General features: G+C 64.8%; 18 protein-coding genes. 5 read left to right on the plus strand and 13 right to left on the minus strand.

From position 1 onward, the window contains the following. Window positions 1-10: 10 nt before the first annotated feature. The 6 genes from WBP07_RS23575 to WBP07_RS23600 all read right to left on the minus strand — a co-directional run bounded on the left by WBP07_RS23575 (window position 11) and on the right by WBP07_RS23600 (window position 5,735). Window positions 11-529, minus strand: coding sequence for a chemotaxis protein CheW (locus WBP07_RS23575; RefSeq protein ID WP_395397513.1), 519 nt, complete (start codon window positions 527-529; stop codon window positions 11-13). Window positions 530-534: 5 nt separating this feature from the next. Continuing rightward, entirely contained in the window at window positions 535-2,574 is a 2,040-nt protein-coding gene (locus tag WBP07_RS23580; RefSeq protein WP_395397514.1) for a chemotaxis protein CheA, read from the minus strand. Then, on the minus strand, window positions 2,571-2,939 hold the full coding sequence (locus tag WBP07_RS23585; protein ID WP_395397515.1) for a response regulator: 369 nt from the start codon (window positions 2,937-2,939) through the stop codon (window positions 2,571-2,573). Before WBP07_RS23585 ends, WBP07_RS23580 begins: the two co-directional genes overlap by 4 nt. Continuing rightward, a complete protein-coding gene (locus WBP07_RS23590; RefSeq protein ID WP_395397516.1) occupies window positions 2,936-3,271 on the minus strand; it encodes an STAS domain-containing protein in 336 nt (111 codons plus the stop codon). Before WBP07_RS23590 ends, WBP07_RS23585 begins: the two co-directional genes overlap by 4 nt. Before the next feature lie 290 nt (window positions 3,272-3,561). Next, window positions 3,562-4,881 (minus strand): hypothetical protein, encoded by a 1,320-nt coding sequence (locus tag WBP07_RS23595; protein ID WP_395397517.1) that lies wholly within the window; start codon window positions 4,879-4,881, stop codon window positions 3,562-3,564. 104 nt (window positions 4,882-4,985) lie between these two features. Next, window positions 4,986-5,735, minus strand: coding sequence for a FadR/GntR family transcriptional regulator (locus WBP07_RS23600; RefSeq protein WP_395397518.1), 750 nt, complete (start codon window positions 5,733-5,735; stop codon window positions 4,986-4,988). Window positions 5,736-5,853: 118 nt separating this feature from the next. Between WBP07_RS23600 and manD the strand changes: the two genes are divergently transcribed. Next, on the plus strand, window positions 5,854-7,062 hold the full coding sequence (manD, locus tag WBP07_RS23605; RefSeq protein ID WP_395397519.1) for a D-mannonate dehydratase ManD: 1,209 nt from the start codon (window positions 5,854-5,856) through the stop codon (window positions 7,060-7,062). A 45-nt stretch (window positions 7,063-7,107) separates the two neighbouring features. Here manD and WBP07_RS23610 read toward each other — a convergent pair whose 3' ends face one another. From WBP07_RS23610 to WBP07_RS23635, 6 genes are all read right to left on the minus strand, one after another. Next, the gene (locus WBP07_RS23610; protein WP_395397520.1) at window positions 7,108-8,640 is read right to left on the minus strand and encodes a hypothetical protein; all 1,533 of its coding nucleotides are present in this window, start codon (window positions 8,638-8,640) and stop codon (window positions 7,108-7,110) included. A gap of 51 nt (window positions 8,641-8,691) precedes the next feature. After that, complete coding sequence (locus tag WBP07_RS23615) at window positions 8,692-11,319, minus strand: glycoside hydrolase family 2 TIM barrel-domain containing protein (protein WP_395397521.1); 2,628 nt, start codon at window positions 11,317-11,319, stop codon at window positions 8,692-8,694. 86 nt (window positions 11,320-11,405) lie between these two features. Next, window positions 11,406-14,693, minus strand: coding sequence for a glycosyl hydrolase (locus tag WBP07_RS23620; protein ID WP_395397522.1), 3,288 nt, complete (start codon window positions 14,691-14,693; stop codon window positions 11,406-11,408). 312 nt (window positions 14,694-15,005) lie between these two features. Next, on the minus strand, window positions 15,006-15,629 hold the full coding sequence (locus WBP07_RS23625; RefSeq protein WP_395397523.1) for a TetR/AcrR family transcriptional regulator: 624 nt from the start codon (window positions 15,627-15,629) through the stop codon (window positions 15,006-15,008). A gap of 51 nt (window positions 15,630-15,680) precedes the next feature. After that, window positions 15,681-18,605, minus strand: a complete 2,925-nt coding sequence (locus WBP07_RS23630; RefSeq protein WP_395397524.1) for an ATP-binding protein — start codon at window positions 18,603-18,605, stop codon at window positions 15,681-15,683. A 179-nt stretch (window positions 18,606-18,784) separates the two neighbouring features. After that, complete coding sequence (locus WBP07_RS23635) at window positions 18,785-19,249, minus strand: DUF1348 family protein (protein WP_395397525.1); 465 nt, start codon at window positions 19,247-19,249, stop codon at window positions 18,785-18,787. A 233-nt stretch (window positions 19,250-19,482) separates the two neighbouring features. Here WBP07_RS23635 and WBP07_RS23640 point away from each other — a divergent pair, with 233 nt between their 5' ends. The 3 genes from WBP07_RS23640 to WBP07_RS23650 all read left to right on the plus strand — a co-directional run bounded on the left by WBP07_RS23640 (window position 19,483) and on the right by WBP07_RS23650 (window position 22,095). Next, window positions 19,483-20,514, plus strand: a complete 1,032-nt coding sequence (locus WBP07_RS23640) for an alpha/beta fold hydrolase (RefSeq protein ID WP_395397526.1) — start codon at window positions 19,483-19,485, stop codon at window positions 20,512-20,514. Then, on the plus strand, window positions 20,514-21,017 hold the full coding sequence (locus WBP07_RS23645; RefSeq protein WP_395397527.1) for a cytochrome P460 family protein: 504 nt from the start codon (window positions 20,514-20,516) through the stop codon (window positions 21,015-21,017). Before WBP07_RS23640 ends, WBP07_RS23645 begins: the two co-directional genes overlap by 1 nt. A 100-nt stretch (window positions 21,018-21,117) precedes the next feature. Next, entirely contained in the window at window positions 21,118-22,095 is a 978-nt protein-coding gene (locus WBP07_RS23650; RefSeq protein WP_395397528.1) for a rhodanese-related sulfurtransferase, read from the plus strand. Window positions 22,096-22,138: 43 nt separating this feature from the next. Here the strand turns inward: WBP07_RS23650 and WBP07_RS23655 are convergent, their stop codons facing one another. Beyond that, window positions 22,139-23,707 (minus strand): alpha/beta hydrolase, encoded by a 1,569-nt coding sequence (locus WBP07_RS23655; RefSeq protein WP_395397529.1) that lies wholly within the window; start codon window positions 23,705-23,707, stop codon window positions 22,139-22,141. A 414-nt stretch (window positions 23,708-24,121) separates the two neighbouring features. Here WBP07_RS23655 and WBP07_RS23660 point away from each other — a divergent pair, with 414 nt between their 5' ends. Continuing rightward, window positions 24,122-25,426 (plus strand): MFS transporter, encoded by a 1,305-nt coding sequence (locus WBP07_RS23660; protein WP_395397530.1) that lies wholly within the window; start codon window positions 24,122-24,124, stop codon window positions 25,424-25,426. Window positions 25,427-25,578: the final 152 nt, after the last annotated feature.

A 25,578-nucleotide genomic window follows, 5' to 3' on the forward strand; every position in this document is an offset into this window, starting at 1 on the left:
GCCCCCCGGCTCAGTGAAGTGTGGATGGCTGGGCGACGGCGGAATCCGCGCTGTCGACCAGTGAACGGAAGATTGCGGCCAGATCGGGCAGGACGACCACGCCATCCTGCCGGCGAACCAGTTCGCGAACGAAATCGCGGCGCCAGCGCATGCCGACGGCGGGCGGTTCCTCGCTGGCGGCGCGCTGCAGCGTCGCCACTTCGTGGACCTTGTCGGTGCGGATGCCGATCTGGAACGTCTCGCCTTCCGCTTCCGTCTCGATCACGACGATGCGGCTGTCGACGGTCGCTTCGGCCGCGGGCATGGCGAATGCCAGCCGGAGATCCGCGATCGGGATGATCTTGCCGCGAAAGTTGACGACACTGCCCAGCAGCGGTGCCGCACCGGGAACGCGCGTTTCGGGCAGCAGGTCCAGGATTTCGCGGACCAAAGTGGCCTCCAGCGCGAAAGTTTCCTCGCCCAGGTTGAAGGTCAGCACTTCGAGATTGCCCTCGGCATCCCACTGCGTGGTGGTTGGTTGTTCGGACATCGTGCTTATCCGGCGGCGCGAAGCCGCTCCTCCTGGTTCTGGCCGAGCATGACGAGCTGCGCGACGTCGAGGATCAGGGCGACACCGCCGTCACCCAGGATCGTGGCGCCCGCAAAAGTCGCCACGTCGCGGTGCAGCGGGGACATCGACTTGATCACGGTCTGATGGCTGCCGATGATCTGGTCCACCACCAGTCCGACACGCTCTGTGCCGGTGGCGATGACGACGATCTTCTGGTGCGGATCGGGCCGCGTGCCGGTGTCGAAGATCTCGCGCAGCCGCAGGAACGGCACCAGCCGATCGCGCAAGGTGATGAAGCTGCGACCGCGCGAGCGCAGATCTTCCTCAAGGCTGAGTTCGAGGCATTCCTCCACCGCGCCCAGCGGGATCACGTAGCGCCCCTCACCCACGCGCACGAGCAGACCGTCGATGATCGCCAGCGTAAGCGGGATGCGCAGCACCACGGTGGAGCCCTCGCCGGGCGCCGAGGTGATGTCGATCGCGCCGCGCAGGCTTTCGATCGTGCGCTTCACCACGTCCATGCCGACGCCGCGACCGGAAAGGTTGGTGACTTGCGCCGCCGTGGAGAAGCCCGGATGGAAGATCATCTGCAGCAGGTCATGGTCGGAAATTGGCTGGCCGGGCTGGATCAACCCTTGCGCTTCCGCCTTGGCGCGCACGCGCACACGGTCGATGCCGCGCCCATCGTCACGGATGGTGATCAACACTTCACCCCCCGCCTGATGGGCGGAGAGGTGAACCTGCCCGGCGGCCGGCTTGCCGGCGGCAAGGCGATCCTCGGGCGTTTCCAACCCGTGATCGCAGGCATTGCGGATCAGGTGGACCATCGGATCGGCCAGACGCTCGATCATGGTCTTGTCGACTTCGGTGGTCTCGCCCTCGGTCGAAAGCTCGATGGTCTTGCCGGTTTCGCGCGCAAGGTCGTGGACCAGGCGGCGGAAGCGGCTGAACAGGCTGGCCACCGGCACCATGCGCAGCACCATCATGGTATCGCGCAATTCGCCGGCAAGCCGTTCGATTTCCTCGGAAATCGAACGCAGCGCCAGTTCGCTGCCCACCGCCGAGCCATACCCGCTGGCAAGCTGCGACAGGCGGCTCTGCACGATCACGAGTTCGCCCACGCGGTCCATCAGCTCGTCCAGCCGCTCGGCGGGAACGCGCACGCTCTCGCCGGACGGGGCGTTCGACTTGGCGGCCGGATTGGCCGCCGAACTGGCCGGAGCGGGACTGGAGGGATTGTCCTTGATGGCCACCGGCATGTCGGCGATCGGCGCCTCTTCGGCGACCTCGGCCGGAGCCTCACCATCAAGCGGCTCATCAAGCGGCTCGATGGTCAGTTCCATGTCGTCCATCACGAAGATGAAGACGTCATCGATATCGTCGCGCGAGATATCGCCGTGGAGTTCGACGTCCCAGCCGATGTGGCATTCGGTCGGCACCAGTTCGGTCAGCGGCGGCACCGTGTCGGTACGCGCGACGATCTTGCACTCACCCAGTTCGCGCAGCTCGTCGAGCAGCATCAGCGGGTTGGTGCCGTTGGCCATGGCATCGGCGGGAAGGCGGAAGAACAGGCGCCAGCCACCGCGCGCAGCTTGCCCGGCCTGTGCAACCGGCGTGGGAGAAACTGCGGAAGCGGATGTCTCTCCGCCTGCCGCGTCGATCGCCGCCTGAAGCTGCTCCAGGATTGCAGCGCCCGTGTTTTCCAGCCCGGTTCCGTCGCCCTCGATCAGCGCGCGCATATGGTCGCGCGCGGAGAGGATCACCGCCACCAGTTCCTGCGTGGCCGGGGCCAGCCCCTTGCGCACGCGGTCGAACGCGGTTTCACAGTGGTGGGTGAATTCGGCCAGCGCGTCGAAGCCGAACATCGCGCCCGATCCCTTGAGCGTATGCAGCCCCCGGAACACTTCGTCGATCAGCGCGCGGTCGTCCAGCCGGTGGCCAAGGTCGAGCAAACCGTGCTCGATCTGGTCCAGCAGTTCGCCCGCCTCGACGCGGAACGCCGCGACCGGGTCCTGCGTGCTCACCGGCCCAGCACCTTGCGCGAAACCTTGATCAGCTGTTCGGGCACGAAAGGCTTCACCAGCCAACCGGTAGCACCGGCCGCCTTGGCCTGCTGCTTCATGGCATCGTCGCTTTCGGTGGTGAGGAAGATGATCGGCACGCCGGCCTGCTCAGGCGCCTTGCGCAGTTCGCGGATCATCGTCAGCCCGTCCATATTGGGCATGTTGAGGTCGGTGATGATCAGGTCGAAGCGCTTTGCAGCCGCCGCGCTGAGGCCCTCGACCCCATCGCCCGCCTCGGTCACGTCATAACCGGCGCCGGTCAGCGCGATACGGATCGCCATGCGCAGGCTGGGGGAATCGTCGACGGTAAGGATAGAGGCAGTCATTGCGGAAGTTCTCCGTGGAACCAGAATTCGATGTCCTGATCGGCAGGGGCCGTCAGGAAGCCTGCGCGCTCAAGCAGCGCGACAACCGGACCGGCAGCCGGCTGCGCCAGACGCAGTTCGCGGCCCGCCCCCGCCCATTGCTCGCGCGCAGAGTAAAGAATCTCCACGAAAGCAAGATCGACATCGGTCATTTCCGACAAGTCAAGGTCAACGTCTTGCTCTGCCAAATACAAAGCAAGCATAGTTTCCGAAAATTGATGCGCCGAACGCACCGTTACTGAACTCGGAACTGTTACAATCTCGGGCATCGCGTCCTCGTGGATTTCGCCCATGAGTGCAACCGTGTCGGCGCGGGGGGCAGCCTCTCTGAATTTTAGAGGAAACCACGCATGCGCGGACTTTGAAGACCGGATTTTTTTGCAGAGATCGCTGGATGCAAAACGTTTGCAGCCAGCATCGCCAAGAGCGCCGGTGGATTTACGCCGTGCGCGATGTGCAATTCAGCGCCTTGCTTGCTTGGCAAGCCGGGCAGAAAACCAAGTGGGTATTGAGGTTTGCACCTAGGGCCCTGACCCTAGCTGCGTGAACCGCATGACCGCCACCCACCGCCGCGGTATTTCGGCTAGACGGAGGCGCCCGTATTGAGGTCGGCGAAAGCGCCCAGCCCGAAGCGCTGCCAGATGGTCAGCACGTTACCCAGCATGTGCAACTGATTGCGCGTGCTGGCGTCGCCAGTGACCAGCGGATCCAGAGGACCATGCGCCTCCCGAATGCGCGGCGTTCGTGTGCGTATCCGCGCCGGCGTGTCCAGAAAGTAGGATAGCCCCATGAACGTGACGTAAAGGTGCAGGCTCAGGAACAATGCCTCGCGATCGATCGCCGGGCCACCGCCGGCCGCATGGCTGGCGGCGAAATGGTCCAGCAAGCCGGGCAAGTGGTCCGTCCAGATCGCAGCCGGCGCGCCGCTCATCGATCCCCACAGTGCGAAGGCCAGATTGATCTGACCCGCATTGCCCCAGTCCATGAGACCGCAATTCAGCACGTCATCGCCATCCCGCCAGAACCAGCAGTTATCGATATTGGCGTTCCAATGGCACAGCGCGATCTGTGGGCCTGGCCTGACCAGATAGCGGACGAATTCATCCTGCCTTTCCAGAAATCGTAATGCCTCGCGGGCAAGGACCGCCTCGACAAGATTGGGCTGCACGGTCGCGGGCAGGAGATGTGCGCACTCCTCCATGAACCCGGAGAGATCCGCCAACTTGTCCTGCAACTGCCGCTCGTCCACGGTGATCGCCAGCCCGGTAGACGCGATCAGCGCCTCGGGATCGTAAGGGAATATCTCGCCCGGAGGCGGCCCCGCACCCTCGCGCGAAGAAAACGCCGCAAGCTTGGCCAGAGCCTCCAGAATCGCTCGATAATGTTCGACGGGATCATCGATCAGGTGATCCATGCACTTCTGATGCTGCACCTCGATCCCGCCCGCACCGAACGCGATGGTTTCGGTGATGAGCAGACCGGTATGGCTGGCCCCGTCGTAATCGGCAAAATAAGTCTTCGGAACCGGAACCGGCAGGGGCTGCATCGCGGCGTAGCGTGCGAACCGCACTTCGCCGGCCATTTCGAGCTTGCCCCGCGCGTCCCGGCCAGCATCGCTGAAATCGCGGGAGAATTTGACGAAAAGCTCGTCATGAAGCCGCGGATCGGGCCGCGCATATGCGACCGTCAGAAAGCACTTCTCTCCCGTGCTACCCAACGCGCAGGGCACCACCTTCACGATCGCGGCTACGGCGTTGTCAGGCTCCAGCGCACCGAAAGCCCGCATCGCTTCGGTCAGAAATTCCGGCCCGGCCGTCATGAGAGCGGCGGTATCCACTGGCAGGGTCAGGCCGGTACCATCCCCTTTGACGCATTCCGGCAATCCGGCACATGAACTCGACATGCCGCATCATCCGCATGTTTGCGTGAGGAGGCAATGAAAACGCCCCTTCCGAAAGGGCGCGGCGCAGATATCGCGAGGGGGAAGCGCGCGCGATATCGCCGGGCTCAGCTGGTGGCGCGGCGATATCGGGCGCGCTTGGCCTCCACCGCCTCCCGCGCCGCCGCCACCGCCCGCTCCTCTGTGGCGAACAGCAGGCTTTCGAGCACGGAACCCAGATGCGCCCTCATGGCACTGCGCGCCGCCGCTGGATCGCGCGCGCGCAGTGCCTTCAGCACGGCAGTATGTTCGTCCACGACCGGCTTCACATTGGCGGTGCGGGCCTTTTCGTGCAGCAAGGCGGCTTCGGGCGAGTTGTATCGCAAGTCCCAAAGTCTCTCCACCGCCTCGACGACGGCCTTGTTGCGCGTGGCGCGCGCGATGGCGAGGTGGAATGCCTCGTCCGCCTTCACAGTCCCCGCCACTTCCAGGTTCTCCTTGGCGATCTCGCCGATCAGGCGCTCGATCTCGTCCAGTTCCTCCTCGGTGATCTGCGTCGCCGCCAGTGCAGCGGCTTCACCTTCGAACAGCAGCCGCGCTTCGGTCAGTTCGAATGCGGAAATGTTGAAATGCGCCACTTGCGCTTCACCGGGCAGGCTCATCACGTAAGTGCCGGCGCCGATACGCACCTCCACCAGACCCTGCACTTCCAGCGCGATGATCGCTTCGCGAACGGTCGGCCGGCTGACCGCATAGGTCTGCGCCAGATCGCGCTCTGCCGGCAGGCGGGATCCGACCGGCCAGACCCCAGCCGCGATTTCGCCGAGCAGCTTCTGGGCAAGGTCCTGATAGAGCCGATCGTTCGTCTTCGCGTTCATTTGGGCGATATCCTGCCTTAAACTCTTGCTCAATATTGGCCTGACCAATATGATCTGCCGGTCCATCCCGTTTCCGGACGTCCGTGAGACCAATTCACCAATTCAGGAATGCAAGGCAATGAAAATCACATCGGCCAGAGTGATCGTTACCTGTCCGGGCCGCAATTTCGTCACTCTGAAGATAGAGACCGATCAGGGCGTCCACGGCATCGGCGATGCCACGTTGAACGGGCGGGAAAAGGCGGTGGTCGCCTATCTCGAAGACCATGTCGTCCCGTGCCTGATCGGCATGGACCCGCGCCGTATCGAGGATATCTGGCAATATCTCTATCGCGGCGCCTATTGGCGGCGCGGCCCGGTGACGATGCGGGCGATCGCCGCCGTCGATGTGGCGCTGTGGGATATCAAGGCCAAGATGGCCGGGATGCCGCTTTACCAGCTGCTGGGAGGCCGCAGCCGCGATGGCGTGATGGTCTATGGCCACGCCAACGGCAGCGATATCGCCGAGACGGTGGACGCGGTGGGTCAGTACATCGACATGGGCTACAAGGCGATCCGCGCGCAGACCGGCGTGCCGGGCATCCGCGATGCCTATGGCGTCGGCCGGGGCAAGCTCTACTACGAACCCGCCGACGCGGCCTTGCCCTCCGTCACCGGGTGGGACACGCACAAGGCGCTGAACTATGTGCCGAAGCTGTTTGAAAAGCTGCGCGAAACTTACGGGTTCGAGCATCACCTGCTGCATGATGGGCACCACCGCTACACCCCGATGGAAGCGGCGCGGCTGGGCAAGGCGCTGGAGCCTTTCAACCTGTTCTGGCTGGAAGACTGCACGCCGGCGGAAAACCAGGAAGCCTTCAAGCTTGTGCGGCAGCACACCACCACGCCGCTTGCGGTTGGCGAAGTGTTCAACACGATCTGGGATGCCAAGGACCTGATCCAGAACCAGCTGATCGACTATATCCGGGCAACCATCGTCGGTGCCGGAGGGCTCACCCATCTGCGCCGGATCGCAGACCTTGCCGCGCTGTACCAGATCCGCACCGGTTGCCACGGCGCCACGGACCTCTCACCCGTCACCATGGGAACGGCCCTGCATTTCGATACCTGGGTGCCAAACTTCGGCATTCAGGAATACATGCGCCATACCGAGGAGACCGACGCGGTCTTCCCGCACGACTACCACTTCGAGAAGGGCGAGCTTTTCTGCGGCGAAACGCCCGGACACGGCGTTGATATCGACGAGGCACTGGCCGCTAAATATCCCTACAAGCCGGCCTACCTCCCCGTGGCCCGTCTGGACGACGGCACCATGTGGAACTGGTAATGCAGGGCGGGTCCGGTGCGTCCCTACGCACCGGACCCGTGCCGACTACGCGATTTCCACCAGCGCCAGCCCCTCCGGCGGCAGATCCAGTTCCAGCGTGCCATTGGGATCGAGGCGGCGCCGTTCCACAACGGGCAACGATGCCTTGCGCAACTGCGCCACTTGTTCGCGTGACGGATATTGCGGCGATCCCATCGCCCGCCACGCCGGCATGGGCGAGCCACGCTCCCAGTCCACATAACGCACTTCGGCCGTCCTGCCGCCCTTGATGCCATCGAAGGCAAGGGCGATCCGCTTGCGGTCGCCCCGCAGGTTGCGTTCGGACGTCATGCCCGGGATGCCGCCCGGCTGGTCCACTTCGGCAAGGTTCCAGACCAGAGCCGCGATCCGCCCGTCCCCGCCGCGAGAGGCAAGCGCCGGCCCCTGCACGGCAAGGCGCTCCGAACCGAGCCGGTGCAGCAGCCGATAGGTGTTGAACGCGGGCTTGGCGATGCCGTCTATCATCATGCTCCAGCCCATAGAGCCTTCCTTGAGCATGTAGTTGTCCACGCCCAGTTCCTCGTACATGCCGCTCAGCACCCATTGCGACATGCCCGCGCAATGGGCCATCGAATGGGCGATGACGTGGGCGATCATCGCCGGGCTGTCGGACGACCATTCGGACAGCCACAGCGGCTTGCCGGCCATCGGCCCGCCATCGATGGTGCGCCGCGCGATGGCCAGGGCATCGGGGATCACTTCGTTGATCCCGCGCCTGGGCGCACCCTTGCCGAAAACCTCGTCCTGATCGTCGCCCGCGTAGACATGGGTCGCGAAGAAATCGACAGGCGCATTGTTCGCCGCGCACCATTCCGCGAATTCGCCGATCCACGCCGCCTTCGACGTGGCTGGGCCGCCAACCTGAATGCGCGGATCGACCGACTTGATGGCGACGGCCGCCGCCTTGTACATGTCGAAATAGCGCTGCCTGTCCGCCGTCCAGAAGAACCCCAGATTGGGCTCGTTCCACACCTCGAAAGGCCAGCGACGCACGGTTTCGATGCCATACCGGTCCACCATCGCGGCGGTGAAACCCTTGATGAAAGCGGCATAGTCGGCATCCGAGGTCGGCGGAGTAATGTTGCCGCCGTAGAAGCCGAACTGCGTCTTTCCGGACGCCAGCTTGCCCGGCATGAAGCTCAGTTCGACGTAGGGATCGATGCCGATGTCCCGCAGCCCGTCATAGACGCGATAGACATTCAGCCAGTTCGGCCCGCCGCCGCGCCGCATTTCCAGGATGCTGCGGCCGAAGACGCCCATTTCATCGTTGAAGATGCCGTGGAAGCGAGCACGCTTTATCCCGGCCTCCGCCACGCCGATGCGCATGTCCTGCCGCCATTCCTCGCGCATGGTGATCGCCGCGCGGTCCGATCCGACGGATTCCGCCCACACATGAGGCAGCGGCCCGGTCACCGTGCGGGTATCGACACGCACGGCTTCCATCGCGATCCCGGCGGCCGCTGCCCTGCTGGCTGTACCGCTGGCGCTCATGGCGGCGACCGCCGTGCCGGTGGCAATGAAAGTGCGGCGATCAAGCATTCGTCCTCTCCCTGTATATTCCGGCTGCACATTCCGCCCCGATGCCGTCCCTCATCGCGCGATCTCGATCGCGGCCAGCGCGGCATTGCCGCCGGTGCTTGCGAAATCGAGCTTCAGGCGCCCGCCCGTCACGTTCACCGGGAAGGTGCGCACGAGTTCGCGAAGCGGCCCGCCGGCGGCATTTGCCACATTGAGCCCTGCGATCACCGCTTCCCCATTGGCGGTTACGGTCAGCGCCTGTTCGGCGGATGCGTCCTTGCGCGGTTCGAGAAGGCGCAGCGTGACATTCCAGACGCCGTCGCTCAGCGGAATGTCGTAGGAAAACGCGCTGCCATCGCGCCAATAGTCGAACAATGCGGGATCGGCCGCCTCCACCTTGCGTAGCGGTGCCATCGAACGTCCGCCGAAGCCCACGAGGTTGAGCACGGAAGGCTTGCCGCCACTGACGAACGTGTCAGACCCGAACTGCCGCGTGCCGATGCGCAGCCCAGCAAGGCTGCCCGCATTGATGCGCAGGCCATTCCGTTCGAGATCGGGGCCGTTCCAGACGGCGGTATCGCGGATGCTCCGCCCGTCCACCTTCGCGGTGACGACCGCCTCGTTCGCGCCGGGACGCAGGGGAACGCCTTTCCACTCGCAGACGAAATCGGCACATGTCGCATCGCCGATGGCCTTGCCGTTGAGCGTAAGCGAGGCCGACGGCGCCGTCGCATATGCCTTGATGTCCATCACCGGATAGGCGCGATCGAGATAGTGCCTGCCGGCGAAATGGATCTGCGGGGTCTGGCTCCAGGCCACCTTGTAGAACCAGAAGGCATCTTTCCTCTCCTTCCGGTCGGCGGTGACCAATCCCTTGTCGTTGAGGTCCACGGCATCCCCCTCGTCCCGCAAGTCGCTGGAGAAATCGAACATCGCCCAGACCCAGCTGGCAAAGACGTAATCGCGCCGCGCGATCGCTGGCCACGTCTGCTCATGCACCCAGGCCTCGTACTCTTCGGGATGCGGCCGGCCGACGAAGTTGACGAAGCCGCTGCCCACATCGTCGCTATGCTGGCTGATCGCCCCGCCCGCGCCATATTCGCTGAGCGAAAGGGGCAGTTTCGGATGCGCGGCGTGAAGCTTGTCCAGCGTTGCGCCCAGATCGGCACGCGCCTGCAATGGGTTCGGGTAGTACCAGCCGTAATAGCGGTTGTAGCCGATCAGGTCCGCCGTTCCCGCCAGTTGCTCCCCGGCGGTCTGCATCATGCCCAGGCCTTCACAGCAGTCTGCAAAGGTGGTCGGGCGATCGGGATCCTCCTCCTTCGCAACCGCGTTGAGCCGCTTCAACAGCGCGAACGGTTTGGGCGGATCGCCCTTGATGCCGAAGCCCTTGGCGGAATCGACCTCGTTGCCCACCGACCACATCAGGATCGAGGGGTGGTTGTAATTCTGGCGTATCTGCTCGCGCAGTTGCTGTTCGGCATTGGCCCAGAGCGCGCTGGATCCTTCGCCGCCCGAAAGGCTTGGCGTGGTGACGTAGGGTACTTCGGCCCAGACCACCATGCCGGCCTTGTCCGCCAGATCCGACCACTGATCGGCATGCTGGTAATGCGCCTGCCTTACGGTGTTCGCGCCCAGTTCCTCGATCAGTTGCATGTCCTGCGCATGCTGCGCCGGCGTCAGCGCCCAGCCGGAGCCGAGCGCGTCCTGATGCCGCGAAACCCCGTGCAGCCGCAGATGCCGGCCGTTGAGGAAGAAGCCGGCATCGGCATCGAACCGGAAAGTGCGCAGGCCAAGCGGCTGGCTGACGCCGTCGACAGCCCGCTTGCCGTCAAGCAGCGTCGCGGTCACGCGGTAGAGATAGGGATCGGCGCGCCCATCCCAGCGGTGCGGATGATCGACGGAGAGATGCGCCGCAACTTCGGACGCGCCCGGCTGCAGGGCAACCGGGCGACTGTCGCGCGCCACCAGCTTGCCACGCGCGTCGCGGATGTCGGTGACCAGCGTGAGATCGCGCAGCGCTGTGCCGGAATTGCGCAGGCGAGTTCGCACTTCGACCGCGGCCCGCGCATCGGATATCTCGGTCGCGCGCGCGTAAACGCCGGGTCCGCCGAAATCGAGCGGATCGATCGCGGTGGAAGGCAATTGCACCAGCGAAACCTCGCGATAGAGGCCGCCATGCACGAAGAAGTCTCCCGAAAGCGGCAGAACTTCCGAGGTCGAGCTACCCGGTGCCGGCTTGGTATTGTCCGCGCTGACGACCACCAGATTGCGCGCGCCGGCTTTCCACACGTCGGTCACGTCGATGCGGAATCGCGCGAACGCTCCCTTGTGCGTACCGACATGCGTGCCGTTCACCCAGACTTCGGCGATCTTGCCGACGGCGGCGAAGTCCAGATACTGCCGGTCGCCCGCCTTCGCAGCCGGGGCATCGATCCAGAGGCGATACCAGCCCAGCCCCTGCCGATTGTCTGTCTCCGCGCCGCGCACTGCCGCATAGGCGCCGATGTGGTTCCAGCTGTGCGGAACGGAGACTTTCTCCCACGCGCTGTCATCGAATGCCGGTGCGGTCACGTCTGCGGGGGCCGGCCCGAACTGGAAGCGCCAGCCCTGGGAGAGATCGCGCACCGCGCGTGCGGACGATGCGCCCGCTTCGGCCTGGGCCCATGCTGGGGGCGTAACGGCAAGGGACCCGGCCATGATCGCAGCACAAGCAAGGCAGGCAGGGGCCATTCGGCTGACGACCATTTCAGAATTCTCCCAAATTATCGAAGTTATGGATCATGTCATTGTTCGCCCGTCAGCCGCACTGGGCCGATCAGGCCCGACGGCCGAAGCGGCGCGTCGGCCCGGTAGGTGGCCGTTGCGGTCCATGTGACTTTTTCCGTCCCCGGCTGCGCATCTCCGATCAGGCGATTGACCCAGAGATTGGCAACCCGCACCTCAAGATGGTTGCGCCCCGGCTTGGTCATCCCCGCGATGTCGACCACGAAGGGCCGATGCCAGGAATATCCGGCAAGGCGCCCGTTGACCCGCACTTCCGCCACCTCGTGCAAGGCGCCAAGGTCCAGCCGCAGCGGCCGCCCCGGCTTCCAGCCGCGAGGCGCGGCAAAGTCGCGGCTGTAAGTCGCGGTGCCGGAAAAATGGCGGATGGCCGGATCGAGGTTTTCGTTCAGCGGCGCCAGCCGGTCGAGTAGAACCCGTGGCGGCGCGCCGCGCCCGGCTTCGAACGCGACTTGCCACGGCCCCTCGATCGTTCCGTAATCGATCGGCACGGCGGGCGGAACGGTGAGCCCGGTTGCGGCGGTATTCCTGCGGAACACGATGTGGACGGCCTCGTCAGGCCCAAGCGTCAGCGGGATTGTCGTCACCCCGTTTTCGACCGTGAAGGAAGCCGGCTCGAACGTGCCGGTTTCCGCGTGCCACAGTTCCGGCACTTTGCCCGAGACGCGGAACCGCGCGGAAACCCGTTCGGCCCGATCCTGCTGGTTGGAAACGAAGTAGATTTCACCATCCGGCAAGTGGCGGTGAACGAAAGGCAACTTGCTGTCCGCCTTGGCGCCCGTGAACGACACATCGGGAACGATGCCAATGCGATCTAGCGCGCCCGCCAGATCCTGCGAGGCGACGACCCGGCCCTTGCCGATCGAAGCGACGGCGCCGCCCGGCCACAGACTGTCCAGCAGCGCCCGATATTCGGTCGCGGCCGCAGGATCTACGGACAGGCCCGGATCGCCTGCAGGACGCAGGCCGACGACAGTCGCGCCCTGTTCCACAAGGCCTGCGATTCGGCGCAGGACGCCAAGGCTCATGCGGCGCGAGGACCCGCCGAGGTAGAGCACGCGATAACGGGCCCCTCCCTGGCTGGCGAGATCGGCGCCGTCATTGGTCAGGGCACCCTGCAAAGCGTCCGCATTCACGAAGTCGTAGGCGTAGCCGGCTGGCATGCCCGGCGGCGGCCCGTCGCCGAACAGCGCCGTAAGGGGTGCCTCCTCGCCATGGAAATAGGCGATGTCGGACCGGTCGACGCCTTGCTGCAGCAGGAATGCATTGCGCGCGATATAGTCGATCCACGGCCGCGCGAGCGCTCCCCAGGCCTCGTTGCGATTGAAGTCCTGACCGAAGATCGACAGGCGCAGCCCCGGTTTGCGATCGTCGACCGGGACGTGAACCGAAGTATGGATGATCGGCCGGTTGATGCCGCTGGTGAACTCGAAATCGATCATCCGCTTGAGCTCGGCCGGCCCATAGGCCCAAGGGGACAGCATCGAGGTCAGCGATTCCGCCGCCACGTATCGCTGCCCATAAAGATGCGCGACCGAGGCTGCGCCCTTCATGTCGGCGATGTAGGTCGGCTTGGCCCCGCCCGACCGGGGAAAGGCCCACATCGCCGCCATCGGCACGTCGGTGGCCCGGCGCATCGCCATGTCGTCGCCCAGCAGCGGGCGATGGTCTTCCAGTGCCTCTCCATAGACGGTCAGGCCGTTGTCGTGCGCCACTTTCGCAACCGTGCCGTAATGCGCGGTTGCCAGCAGATCCGCCAAAGTCCGGCGAAAATCGTACAGGAAGCGTTCGCTTTCGCCGCGTGAGCCTACGATGGTTCCCGTCAGGGCGGGCAGCCAGGGCACCGGATCGTAGCCACGCAGCCGCCGGAACTGCGCGATCATGTCCGCCGTCCAGTTCGACGGCCCGACCTCAATGCTGTCCGTCAGGATCGCGCGGATTCCGTGCTTCCCCATGAGATCGACGCCCGCCGCATCGCGGTACATCGCCAGATAGCGATCCATGTAGCGACCCACGGCCGCCGCATCGTATTTGTCTACCTCCAGCCCCGTCGCCTCGATCGGTGCCGGATGGTTCATCGTCCCCAGCAACGAATAGCCCAGACGCATTATCCGCCAGCGTCCCTTCGGCGGCGTCCAGTCCAGCGAACCATCGGCCCGAAGGCGCCCCGTCAGGTCCACGACCTTGCCAGGATCGATGCCCGGCGTATCGGCCGAGGCTGCATCCAAGGCGTAGTAATCGGGCGCGACGTCAAAGCCCGCCTTGGTCTCCGCCCGGTCGATCCTGTCGCGGTCGGACAGGTCCAGTTCGGCGATGCCGATCGTCGTTGCCGGCCTGGCGCTCATGAAACCGGCCGCGAGTGCGGACAGATCGACGCCGGGCGCAGGCGGCGTGACTTGCGGCAGGCTTCTGGTTTCGGTGAAACTGATCCGAAACGTCCGCGCGGCCACCGGCGCAAAGGCCAGGGTCGTGGGCACTCGCGACAGAGGAATTTCGACGACCGGCCGCCAATCGCCGGCATCGCTGCGGGCTTCCAGTCGCGCCTTCAGGTTCGCCCCGATGAACTTGCCCGCGCTGCCGGGCAGATAGAGCGTCAGTGACCTTGCGGATAGCGGCCGGGGATAGTTCAGGACCAAGGCCCCGCCGCCCTTCGGATCCTTCGGGAGTTCCACTGCGGTTTCAAGGTCACCATCGAATAGCGCCTCGCCCGCCACGGTCTTGCCGGCAGCATCGCTCAGTTGCGGCAGCAGCGGCCGGATGCCGACAGGTTCGGGAAAGGCAAGCACGGCCGCATCGCGATAGAACGGCGCAGGCACCGGCGGTGACGCATTGTTGATGGCCGAATTCGTGCCCGACTTCGCAGCGATCGACTGGTAGGGGCCCGTCACCGTCGGCGGCATCGGCAGGCGGATGGCACCGCCGCGCACGCCTTCCACAGCGATCTCGCTCCAGACCAGTTTCTTCATGCCGTCGGCAGGTTCGACCCATGGGCCGCCTGTCTCCGACCAGCCGGGCGAAGAGGCGATCGCGAACTCCATCCCCAATCGATCGGCTTCGCGGACGGCCGCGGCGAAGGCCGCCTTCCACTCCGGCGTCATGTAGACGAGCCGTTTGTCGACGATCTGCGGGCTCTGGAGATTTGCGTCGAAGGCCTGAACGCCGCCGATGCCGATCTCGTGCATCCAGGCCAGGTCCTTCAGCAGACCGTCCTGCGTGATATTGCCGTTGATCCAGTGCCACCACAGGCGCGGACGCGCTTCCATCGGCGGTTCGCGAAAGGCCTGCTTCAAGGCGTCCGCAGCGCCATCCCGGGTTTCCCCGGCAATCGCCTGAGAAGCCCCAAGCGCAGTCGAAACCATCAGGGCGAGCGTGATCGCACACCGCGTCAACCGGCGGCATTGCACGCTTTCCCACGCTTTCAACGAAGGTCGGCTGTGGCGACAGGACACCTCGACATTCTCCCTGGATGATTTTATGCGATACAATGTCGCATCAAACTCATCACAGAGTGCAGTGTCAAGCCATATGCCAAAATTGGTCAAGCCAGTTTGAAAGATATCGTCGGGCCGTTTGAGCGGAAGGAGGTCTTCCGCCCCGCCCCATCAATCGGGCGCCATGATCGATGTGGCGAGCAGCCGCTGCAGTATCCGCGCCACTTCGGCGACGCTGTAGGCACCTTCCGGCTGCTCGACCCACCAGGCCAGCGTTTCGGCAATCAATGTCGCGGCGCAGATCGTCCCAAGCTCTCGCGGTAACCAGCTGTTGAGCGACTTTTCGTTTTGCGCGACCAGACGAGATTGCCTCAGCCATTCCTCACGCATGGCGCCGCCGGCGCCGCCGTTCAGCAGCGTCGACCAGATCGACCGATGATCGTCGACATAGGCGCACAGGGCCTGGAAGCCGGCATCGTAGTCGTCCGCCCCGCGGATCGACAGCGTCAGCCGGTTCAGGCTTGCAATTTCGTCTTTCGCCACCGCGTCGAGAAGCGATTCCCGCGTCTGATGATGCCGGAAGAACGTGGCATAGTGGACCTGCGCCTCGGCGCAGATGTCCCGCACGGTTATCTGGTCGAACGGTTTCTGTCGCAGCAAGCGCAACAGGCCTTCCTGCAAGGCACGCGCGGATCGCAAGGCCTTGGCATGTTTCGATTTCGACGATGCCGGCGCCTCCGCTTCATGCGTCGCACCGTCCTCCGCCCCCTGGCTGTTTTCGCGTGTTTCCGTCATTGCCCGCGATAGTGGGCCCAAGGCGCCCCACTATGCAAGCCGGACGCCCCGCTAACGCGTCGCGAAAGAGGATGGCACGTCTAGCCGGCTGCCGGCGACGGTGCCGCCCAACGCCTTCAACAGCTGGTCGGCCTCGCGCAAGTCCACGGTATCGAAGCCTTCGGTAAAGCCCGCAAGCACTTCGCGCAGCAACGCGGCGGCGTCGGCGGAGCGCCCTTGCCCGGCGCGAAGGCGCGCGATGTCCAGCGCAGCGCGCAGTTCCCACGCCCGCGCGCCCTGTTGGCGGCTCAATTCCAGCGATTCGTCCAGCAGTGCCTCGACCAGGGGCACTTGATCCGGCTCCCGGGCGATCACGATGCCCGCCTTGATGCGCAAGAGGTTCGGCGTGTAGATATGCTCTCCATTGGCCGCGCACCGCGCGATGGTCGCATCGATCAGTTCCAGCGCCTCACCGGAACGCCCGGCAAGCATCAGGGCGCGCGTCAGCGACGTGGAAAACGACGTGGTCAAAAGGTCGTATCGCGCCGCACGCAAGCGGGCCAGGCTTTCCTCTATCCAGCCAAGCGCCTCTCGCCAATTCCCGTGCTGAAGCGCCTGATTTCCACGCAACCCGCCAACCGCCGCCATGTAAGGGGCGAAAGCATTGACCTGGGCAACCGCTTCGAAAGCCTCCAGCGTTTCGGCGGCCTTGGTCAAATCGCCGGTCGCGATGTAGACCGGCAGGGCCCAGATCAGCGCGATGCAATATGTCGTGGGATGATCCAGCCCACTGGCTTCGTGCACGGCGTCTGCCGCCAGCCGCCGCGCGCGGTCGGCATGCCCCAGCAACCAGAACGTGCGCGCCAAGGCGATGATCGACCGATTCCGGTGATCGAAGCCATAGTGAAGCGTGCGCCAGCGTTCCGAAGGCCGCGCCAGCCTTACCGCCCGTTCAAGGTGATCGCGCGCCTGCTCCTGATCTCCGCTGAGATGGAAGGAAATGCCGGAGAGCGACGATGCAACGGCGATCGCCTCCGGATCGCCCAGCGCCTCTGCCACGTCCAGCGCCATGCGGGCCCAATCATGCGCCGTCTGGTAATCGCCGATGCGTTCGTGGAAAATGTGAAGGCGGCCCAGCAGGCGCAATTGCTTGCGCGCGTCGCCCTGGCTCACCGCGATATCCAGCGCCCGTCGCAGCGATGCCTCCACCGCATCGCTGTTGCCGCGGGTGAACATCAGGGCCAGACCAAGCGCCGCCTGCAATTCATATTCCCAGGCCGTGCCCAGCGTCTCTTCATCAAGCGCCGCGATCCCGCGCGCGCACCAGCCCCGGCACTCTCCCAGTAGCGACATGTTGAAGAAGACCGGCGTGCTAATGGCCGCCAACCGCACCGCAAGGGCGGGATCGCCATCGGGCTCGAACGCCGTGGCCAGCGCGCTGCGGATATTGCCGATCTGGCCGACGATCCGCACCGTGCCGTTCGACAGGCTGCCGTCCGGCGCCAGAACATCCTCCAGCAGGGCGAGATAGTAGGCCGCGTGACGGTGGGCGGCGGCGCGCGCCGCGACCGGATCGTTGGCCTGCAACTTCTCGCGCGCATAGGCGCGCGTCATTTCCAGCAGGCGATAGGCGTTCGGCCCCCGCCCCCGGTCTATCGCCACCAGCGACTTTGCCGTCAGTTCGTCCAGCGCGGCGGCGACCGAGGCAGGGTCGATGCCCTCATCCGCAACCACTTCCAGCGCCGCTTCCAGCGAAAACGCGCCTAGGAACACCGAAAGCCGCTCCAACGTACGCCGCTCGACTTCCGGTAGAAGGTCGTAGCTCCAGTCCAACGTGGCCTGCAGGGTCTGCTGGCGGGCAACCGCCGTGCGGCGCCCGGTCCACCCGAGGCTGAACCGTTCGCCCAGCAATTGCAGCGTCGCATCCATCCCATGCATGGCCACGCGCACCGCGGTCAGTTCGATCGGCAAGGCCATGCCATCCAGCCGGCGGCAGATCTCGGCAATCTGCCGTACGGCCGGCAGGTCGGTTTCCAGGCTGCTGTTCGCGGCAACTGCGCGTTCCAGGAAAAGCTGGACCGCCGGGAAGGCCGTAAGCGCTTCCAATTCCAGCCCCGAAACGTTTTCCGGATAGCCCAGCGAGCCAAGCCAGTGGACATGTTCGCCCAGAATTCGCAACGGTTCGCGGCTGGTGGCCAGAATCCGCACGTCCGGCGCCGCCTCGCAAATGCGCTCCACATTGCCGGACACCGCATCGATCAAGTGTTCGCAGTTGTCGATGACGAGGAGCAGGCGCTCATGCCGCAAGTGCCCCAGCACAACCGTGGCCGCATCGTCCGCCTGCACGGGAATGCCCAGGGCATTGGCGATCGCGGACGGAACCAGCGCGGGATCTTCCAGCGCGCCGAGATCGACGAAATGCACGCGCCCGCCGAAATCGGGCAGCATGCGGTGCCCGATTTCCACCGCAAGCGTCGTCTTGCCCACGCCCGCCGCGCCGACGATGGTGAAGAGCGGGTGCGCGTCCAGCCGGTCCACCAGGAACCGCAAATCCTCATCCCGGCCCAGAACCCGGCGCATGCGCGTCGGCAGCTTGCCGATCGTGGGCGGGCCGGCAGGACGGGCGATAACCGCAGGAACCGCAGCCGGCTCATCCCCGACATGGGTGACAGTGGCGACGAAGGCATAGCCGACGCCGACTTGCGTGTTCACATAGCGCGCGCCATCGACGCCATCGCCCAATATCTTGCGCAGCGCCGCCATGTGAAAGCGCAGGCTGCCATCTTCCACCACGACATCCGGCCACACGCGCTGGAGGAGATCGCGCTTGCTCAGCACCTTGCCGGGCTGTTCCACCAGCGCCGTCAACAGATCGAGCGAACGCCCACCGATATCCACCGGAACGCCGCCTCTGGCGAGCAACCGCTCGCCTGGGCTGAGCGTGAAGGGGCCGAACGCCACCCGCCCGTTGCCGGGATTAGAAGACGTTTCCGCCAACGATCGTCGCCTTTCCTCATGCAAGCCAATAGACGGCCTATCCGGGAAAATCGGCCGCCGCCAATTCAGCCGCCGGATTCAACGGACCGCCCCGCATGCCTTATATTTTCTCCTCGAAACAAAGATGCGTCAATGGGATAGCCTGTTGTCTTCAGGGGATTTCCGGAAGACGTGGCATTTCAAAGGCCCAGTTCCTCCAGCGAAGCGCCGCCGAAGCCCCTGGCCCCGACAGGCCAGCGCAGCAGCCGCTCATGTTCGGCAATGAGATGTTCGCTGCAGCTGGAGAAACGCCGGCTCACCAGGCCAGCGGCGTCGTATTCCCAGCTTTCGTCGCCATACCCGCGAAACCAGGCGCCGCCGTCCGTGCGAAATTCCCAGGCGAGGCGGACGGCAAGGCGATCCCGGGTGAAGGCCCAGAGTTGCTGGATCACGCGAAAGTCGATCTCCCGCTTCCACTTGCGATCGAGAAATCCGCGTATCTGTTCGCGCCCCCACAGGAATTCGCTTCCCGCGCGCCACTGGCAATCGATGCGATGCGCCATCACGACCGCATCGACGTCATGCAGGTTCCATGCATCCTCCGCCGCGCGGACGCGTTCGCGGGCCTCCTGTTCGCAGGCAGGATGGGATCTGGGGTCTGTCACGCGCATGCTCCTTTATTCCTCTCCCCTTTTCGCCCCCTTTCCATCGACCATGGCCCTCCCGACAAAAACTGCCAGTTAGGCGCTGTTAGATGTCGTGATCCGGGGCACCAGCCGTTCGCACCGCTGACATGATCTCACGACACATAACGGGCGCGCGGCGGGCGGAGCGCATACTCCGGCATTCACAAAGCCGCATTCACTGGCCGACGTGCGATTCGAAGGACGACCGCGACATGACCCTTACGCCACCCGACACCCAGCGCCGCCAATTCCTGGGCCTCGTTTCCACCGCCGTCGCCGCCGCTGCGCTGCCGCTCTCGCCGACCCGCGCTATGGCCGCCCCGAAGCAGGGCGCGGGCGGCGGCCGGTCTTTCGACAGCCTGCAGCAGATCGATGCCGGCCCGCTGAACATCGGTTATGCGGAAATGGGACCCGCGGGCGGCCGCCCGGTCCTGCTGTTCCACGGCTGGCCCTATGACATCCACGCCTTCGCCGAAGCGGCCGGGATATTGGCGGACAAGGGCTACCGCGTCATCGTGCCCCACTTGCGCGGGCATGGCACAACGCGGTTCCTTTCCGCGTCCACCCAGCGCAATGGCCAGCAGGCCGCGCTGGCGGCAGACGGGATCGCGCTGATGGATGCGCTGGGCATCAAGCAGGCGCTTGTCGCCGGTTTCGACTGGGGTGCGCGAACCGTCAACATCATGGCCGCGCTCTGGCCGGAACGCTGCAAGGCGATGGTTTCCGTCAGCGGCTATCTGATCGGTAGCCAGGCCGCCAATGCCAAACCGCTCCCCCCCAAGGCGGAACTGCAGTGGTGGTATCAGTTCTATTTCGCGACCGAGCGCGGCCGCGCCGGCTATGCCGCGAACACGGCTGATTTCGCCCGGCTGATCTGGCAGCAGGCATCGCCGCAATGGCATTTCGACGACGAGACGTTCCAGCGATCGGCAGCATCCTTCGCCAATCCCGATCATGTGGACATCGTGATCCACAACTACCGCTGGCGCCTTGGCCTTGCGGATGGCGAGCGGCAATACGATGCGAACGAGGCGAAGCTGGCCGCCGGTCCGACGATCTCGATCCCGACGATCACCATGGAAGGGGACGCCAATGGCGCCCCGCATCCGGACCCGTCCGCCTATGCCGCCAAGTTCAAGGGCCCATACGCCTTCCGCCTGATCACCGGCGGCATCGGCCACAACCTGCCGCAGGAAGCGCCGCAAGCCTTCGCGCAGGCGGTGATCGACGTGGACAAGATGTGATGCGCGCCTCCCGGATTGCCCTTGTCGTGTGTGGCAGCCTGCTCGCCGCGGTTCTGACCGTGCGCGCGGGGGCGGCCGATCCGGCGCCGGTTTCGCCGATCTATGGCGTGAAGATCCCCAGCGGCTATCGAAGCTGGGAACTGATCGCACCCGCACAGGAAGCGCCTCCGCTGGACGAATTGCGGTCGACACTGGGTAATCGCACCGCGATCAAGGCCTATCGCGCCAACACCCTGCCCTTCCCCGATGGCACGATCCTGGTGAAACTGGCGTGGAAACACGTCCCCTCGCCCGAGTTCGCGCCGGCCTCGATCCCCGGTGCCGCCACCACGGTGCAGGTCATGGTCAAGGATTCCAAGCGCTATGCCCGCACGGGCGGATGGGGCTTCGGCCGTTTCGTCAACGGCCAGCCCGTGGACGAGGCCCAGCACGAAACATGCTGGGCCTGCCACCAGGCCCGCGCCGCCGGGCATGATTTCGTCTTCACCCGCTACGCACCCTGAGGCATTGAAAATCCGGCATCGAACCTGCTTGCAGAGCGGTTCGATGCCGGTTCGGCCATAGACATGCTGACGCGCGCGCCACTTGGCGCTATGGGGCGGCATGCATTCCCAACCCCTCGAATCCTCCAACCCCTGGCAAGTCGCCGCCCTTTACCGTTTCGCCCGGTTCGAAGATTGCGCCAGCTTGCGCGATCCGCTTGAGCAACTGTGCCGCGCCCATGGCATTCGCGGCACTCTGCTGCTGGCGCGCGAAGGCATCAACGGTACGATTGCGGGAACGCCCGAAGGCATCGCCAGCGTCGTGAGCCATATCCGCGCGCTGCCGGACTGCGCCGATCTCGACGTCAAGCTCTCCACCGCCGCGGCCATGCCCTTCCACCGCATGAAAGTGCGGCTGAAGCGCGAAATCGTGACCATGGGAGAGCCCGATATCGATCCGCGCGCCAGCGTCGGCACGTACGTCGATCCGCAGGACTGGAATGCGTTGATCAGCGATCCCGACACGATCGTGATCGACACCCGCAACGACTATGAAGTCGCGGTGGGAACTTTCGAAGGTGCGATCGATCCGAAAACCGCCAGCTTTCGCGACTTTCCCGAGTGGTTCCGGCGCGAACGCGAACGCCTTCTCGACAAGGACAAGCCGGCCAAGGTGGCGATGTTCTGCACCGGCGGCATCCGGTGTGAGAAGTCCACCGCCTTCCTCAAGCAGGAAGGGATAGACGACGTATTCCACCTCAAGGGCGGCATCCTGAAGTACCTGGAAACGGTGCCGGAAGAGAAGAGCCTCTGGCGCGGCGAGTGCTTCGTGTTCGACCAGCGGGTGACGATCGGCCACGGTCTGGTCGAAGGGTCCTATTCGCTGTGCCACGCCTGCCGGCGCCCGGTGGACGAGGCGGATCGCCTTTCGCCGCTCTATGAAGAGGGCGTAAGCTGCCCTGCCTGCCACGCGGAACGCACGGACGAACAGCGCGCTTCCTATCGCGAACGGCATCGCCAGGAAGGTCTGGCGGCGGCGCAGGGCCGCGCGCACGTCGGCGCGGTGCGCAGCGAGCAGACCGGCGATACCACCGAGTAAGACGGCGTTCGTGTGAAGATCGGCGGAACGCTCCCTCCGCCGATCAATCGCGGGCCTGTTTCCTGGCGACAGCCTCGCGTAACCGCGCAAGGTCGGCTTCATTCCAGCCGCTCGGCTGCGTCACGGCGATCCAGCCATCCATGTAGTGCTCGACCGCGAAGACATGGCCGAACCCGGGCGGGGTTTCGGTGCCGGTGATCATGTCCACGCACAGTTGCAGGAACGTTATCCCCGGCACCCAGTGAAACGTGGGCGAAACGTCCGGCGCGCGCTGGCCGGTCATCCATTCCGGCTTTCGATAGAAAGTTTCGGGCGTGAAGAACGTGATCGGATCGCTGCCATATTGCAGGTAGACGATCCGCATCGGCCCCCACTGGGCACCGGGCCATGACAGGTGGTCCTGCTGGTTGGTGAAGCGCACCACCGAACCGTCCCGAAATCGTGGCAGCCAGACCGGCGAGCCGGGCACCCGATCCCGCGTCGTCGATTGCCAAAGCTTGCTGGGAAACGGCGGCCCGGCCCAGAGCGCCCCTTGAATCGGATCGTCGATCACATCGAACAGGTCCATCGAACTCTCGGAACTGAGCGCGCCCAGGCTGAGGCCATAGAGGTAGAGGCGCGGGCGGCTCTCCTTCGGCAGCGTCTTCCAGTATTCGTAGACCTTGCGAAACAGCGCCCGGGCACTGTCCGCGCCGTAATCGGGCTCAACCAGCAGCGACAGCCAACTGGCCAGATAGGAATACTGGATCGCCACGCTGGCGACGTCGCCATGGTGAAGGTACTCCAGCGTGTCGATCGCAGCGGGGTCCACCCAGCCCGTGCCGGTTGGCGCGATCACCACGAGAACGGGCTTCTTGAAACCGCCCACCCGCTTCAGCTCCGCCAGGGCAAGATCGGCGCGCTGTTCGGCCGATGGCGCCGAATTCAGCCCGGCATAGACCCTGATCGGCTCCGCCGCCGGCATCCCGGTAAGATCGGCAATATCCTGCTTCGAAGGGCCCGAGGCGATATACTGCCGCCCTTGCCGGCCAAGCCCGCCCCAGGCGATCAGCGATGACGGGCTACCCGTCTCCAAAGCCTCCTTCGGCTGGGCGAAATCGGCCTCCATCCGGGAATCCAGCTCACCGAAGGAGGCATCGGCCAGGTGAATGCCGGTCCTGAAGATGACGCCGTTCACGATGGTCCAGAACAGCATCGCGGCCAGCAGCGAACCCAGCAGGATCGCGGCGCGCCGGGGCAGATAGCGATCGAGCCACCGCGTCAGGCGGCGAAACAGCGCGCGCACTGCAAGGCCCACCACGAACAGGATGGCAAATACGGCCAGCGCCGCGATGGCTATGTGAATCAGTTCCCAGCGCGACAGCAGGCCCATGTGCAAGATTGCGCGAACGTCGTTCTGCCAGTCTATCGACCGCCACAGACACCCCGCCGCCAGCACCGCGCAGACCGCGATCGTTGCCCGCACTACCCCGGCCGGAACCCGCCGGACCGGCATTTCGATGAAAACCCAGAGCCGGGTCAGTATCAGCGCGAAGAGATATCCCATCGCAAAGCTGCAGCCGCCAAGCGCACCCAGCAGGAATGGCGGTCTGGGGACAAGACTGGGCGTCAACGATGCCGCAAAAAGTAACGTCCCCAGGAACAGCCCGAGCAACGACCTTCCCGCAAGCCAGTCACTCAATCGTTTACCGAGCGCAATTCTGGTCATTCCCTGTTTTATCATGGTTTTCGCGCCCTCGCGACCCCGGCCAGGCTGACGGGCACTTCGTTTGTCTGTCAAAACCACCCGCAGCGCGAATCGCGAGACGCGCAATTCCCCTTTCCGGGCAGCAAGGCCGGAAGGTTCCTCGTCCACTCAGCGCCCGCAACGCCACCATCTGCAAACGTCGTCAGGCACTTGCAGCTTCCCTGCACATCGCCGCACCGGTCCGATAAATGTAGTATACTTCCTAAATGACGTAACGTATGCTGGGGCAAACGGGTTTCCTCATGCCGTAGCGGCCAGGAAAAACCCCGCGATGGGAGAATGAAAGAGATGGCGATGGAAGGCAACGAAGCCTCGCGTCGGCGCAAGGCGATAGCCTGGATCGTCGGCATCGCGATGGTCGGACTGATGTTCGATGGCTACGATCTGGTGGTCTATGGCACGGTGGTTTCCACCTTCCTACGAGACCCCACGCAAATCGGCGCGGTCGATCCCGCGCTGGCCGGATTGCTGGGCAGCTATGCCCTTGCCGGCGTTCTGGTGGGTGCACTGGTTTCCGGCGCCATCGGCGACATGGTCGGGCGCCGCCGCATGATGATTACCGCTTACGCCTGGTTTTCCTTGGGTATGCTGCTCACTGCCTTCACGCGTGAGACCGGCGCGTTCGGCGTCTGCCGTTTCTTCACGGGCCTTGGCGTGGGCGCACTGCTGGGCACGACGGCGGCGATGGTGTCCGAATACGCCCCGCCGGGCCGCAAGAACTTCTACAACGCCATCACGTACGCCGGCGTGCCACTGGGCAGCCTTACCGCCGCCGGACTGGCGATCCTGCTGCTGGACCACATCGGCTGGCGCGGCATGTTCATGATCGGCGCCCTGCCGTTCGTGACCCTGCTACCGCTCTCGTTCTTCAAGATGCCGGAATCGGTCGCCTGGCTCGTTTCCCGTGGACGGCTGGACGAGGCCCGCGCGATTGCGGCGCAAACCGGCATCGAACTTCCCGCACAACACGCCATGCACGCCGTCGAGGAACCGGGCGCGTCCGGCTATCGCGGACTGTTCGCGGATTTCCTGCTGCCCACCTTGCTGATCGGCTTGATGAGCGGCACCGGCCTGATCCTGGTCTACTCGCTCAACACCTGGCTGCCCGAACTGATGCTGCGCGCCGGCTTCAACGCCAAGGGATCGCTCTCCTTCCTGCTGGTGCTCAACGGCGGCGCGGTATTGGGCCCGCTGATCGCTGCCCGTTTCGCGGACACGATCGGCCCGCGCGTGGTCGTGGCCGCCTGCTTCCTGATCGGCACTGCGGCGATTCTGGCTTTGACGCTCCACCTCCCGCTCGCACTGTTGCTGTGCATCGTCGCCTTCGCCGGGGTCGGCACCAGCGGCACCCAGACGCTGATCTACGGGCTGGCGGCCAATTACTTCCCGACCCGGGTACGCGGCGCCGCCGTCGCCTGGTGCGCCGGTTTCGGGCGGCTGGGCGGGATTGGCGGACCGCTGATCGGCGGCCTGCTGATCGCCGCAGGCCTGTCGATCCAGGCGATCCTGCTGGTCCTTGCCGGACTGGCATTGATCGGCGCCGCACTGGCCATGGTGATACCCGCATCGCGCCACGCGAACTGATCGCCGGCATGCCCAAAACGCCTGCGGCCCGCCTCCGTGCGGGCCGCCATTCTGGCGGTACGTGCATCACAGATTGACCACAAAACTGTCAAAATAACGCTACATCTCCGTAGAAACAGCATTTTCCTGAAACCGTCATCCCGCTGTCATTG

Origin of the sequence: Novosphingobium oxfordense, assembly GCF_044029435.1 — a bacterium.
In the GTDB taxonomy this organism is placed as follows: domain Bacteria; phylum Pseudomonadota; class Alphaproteobacteria; order Sphingomonadales; family Sphingomonadaceae; genus Novosphingobium.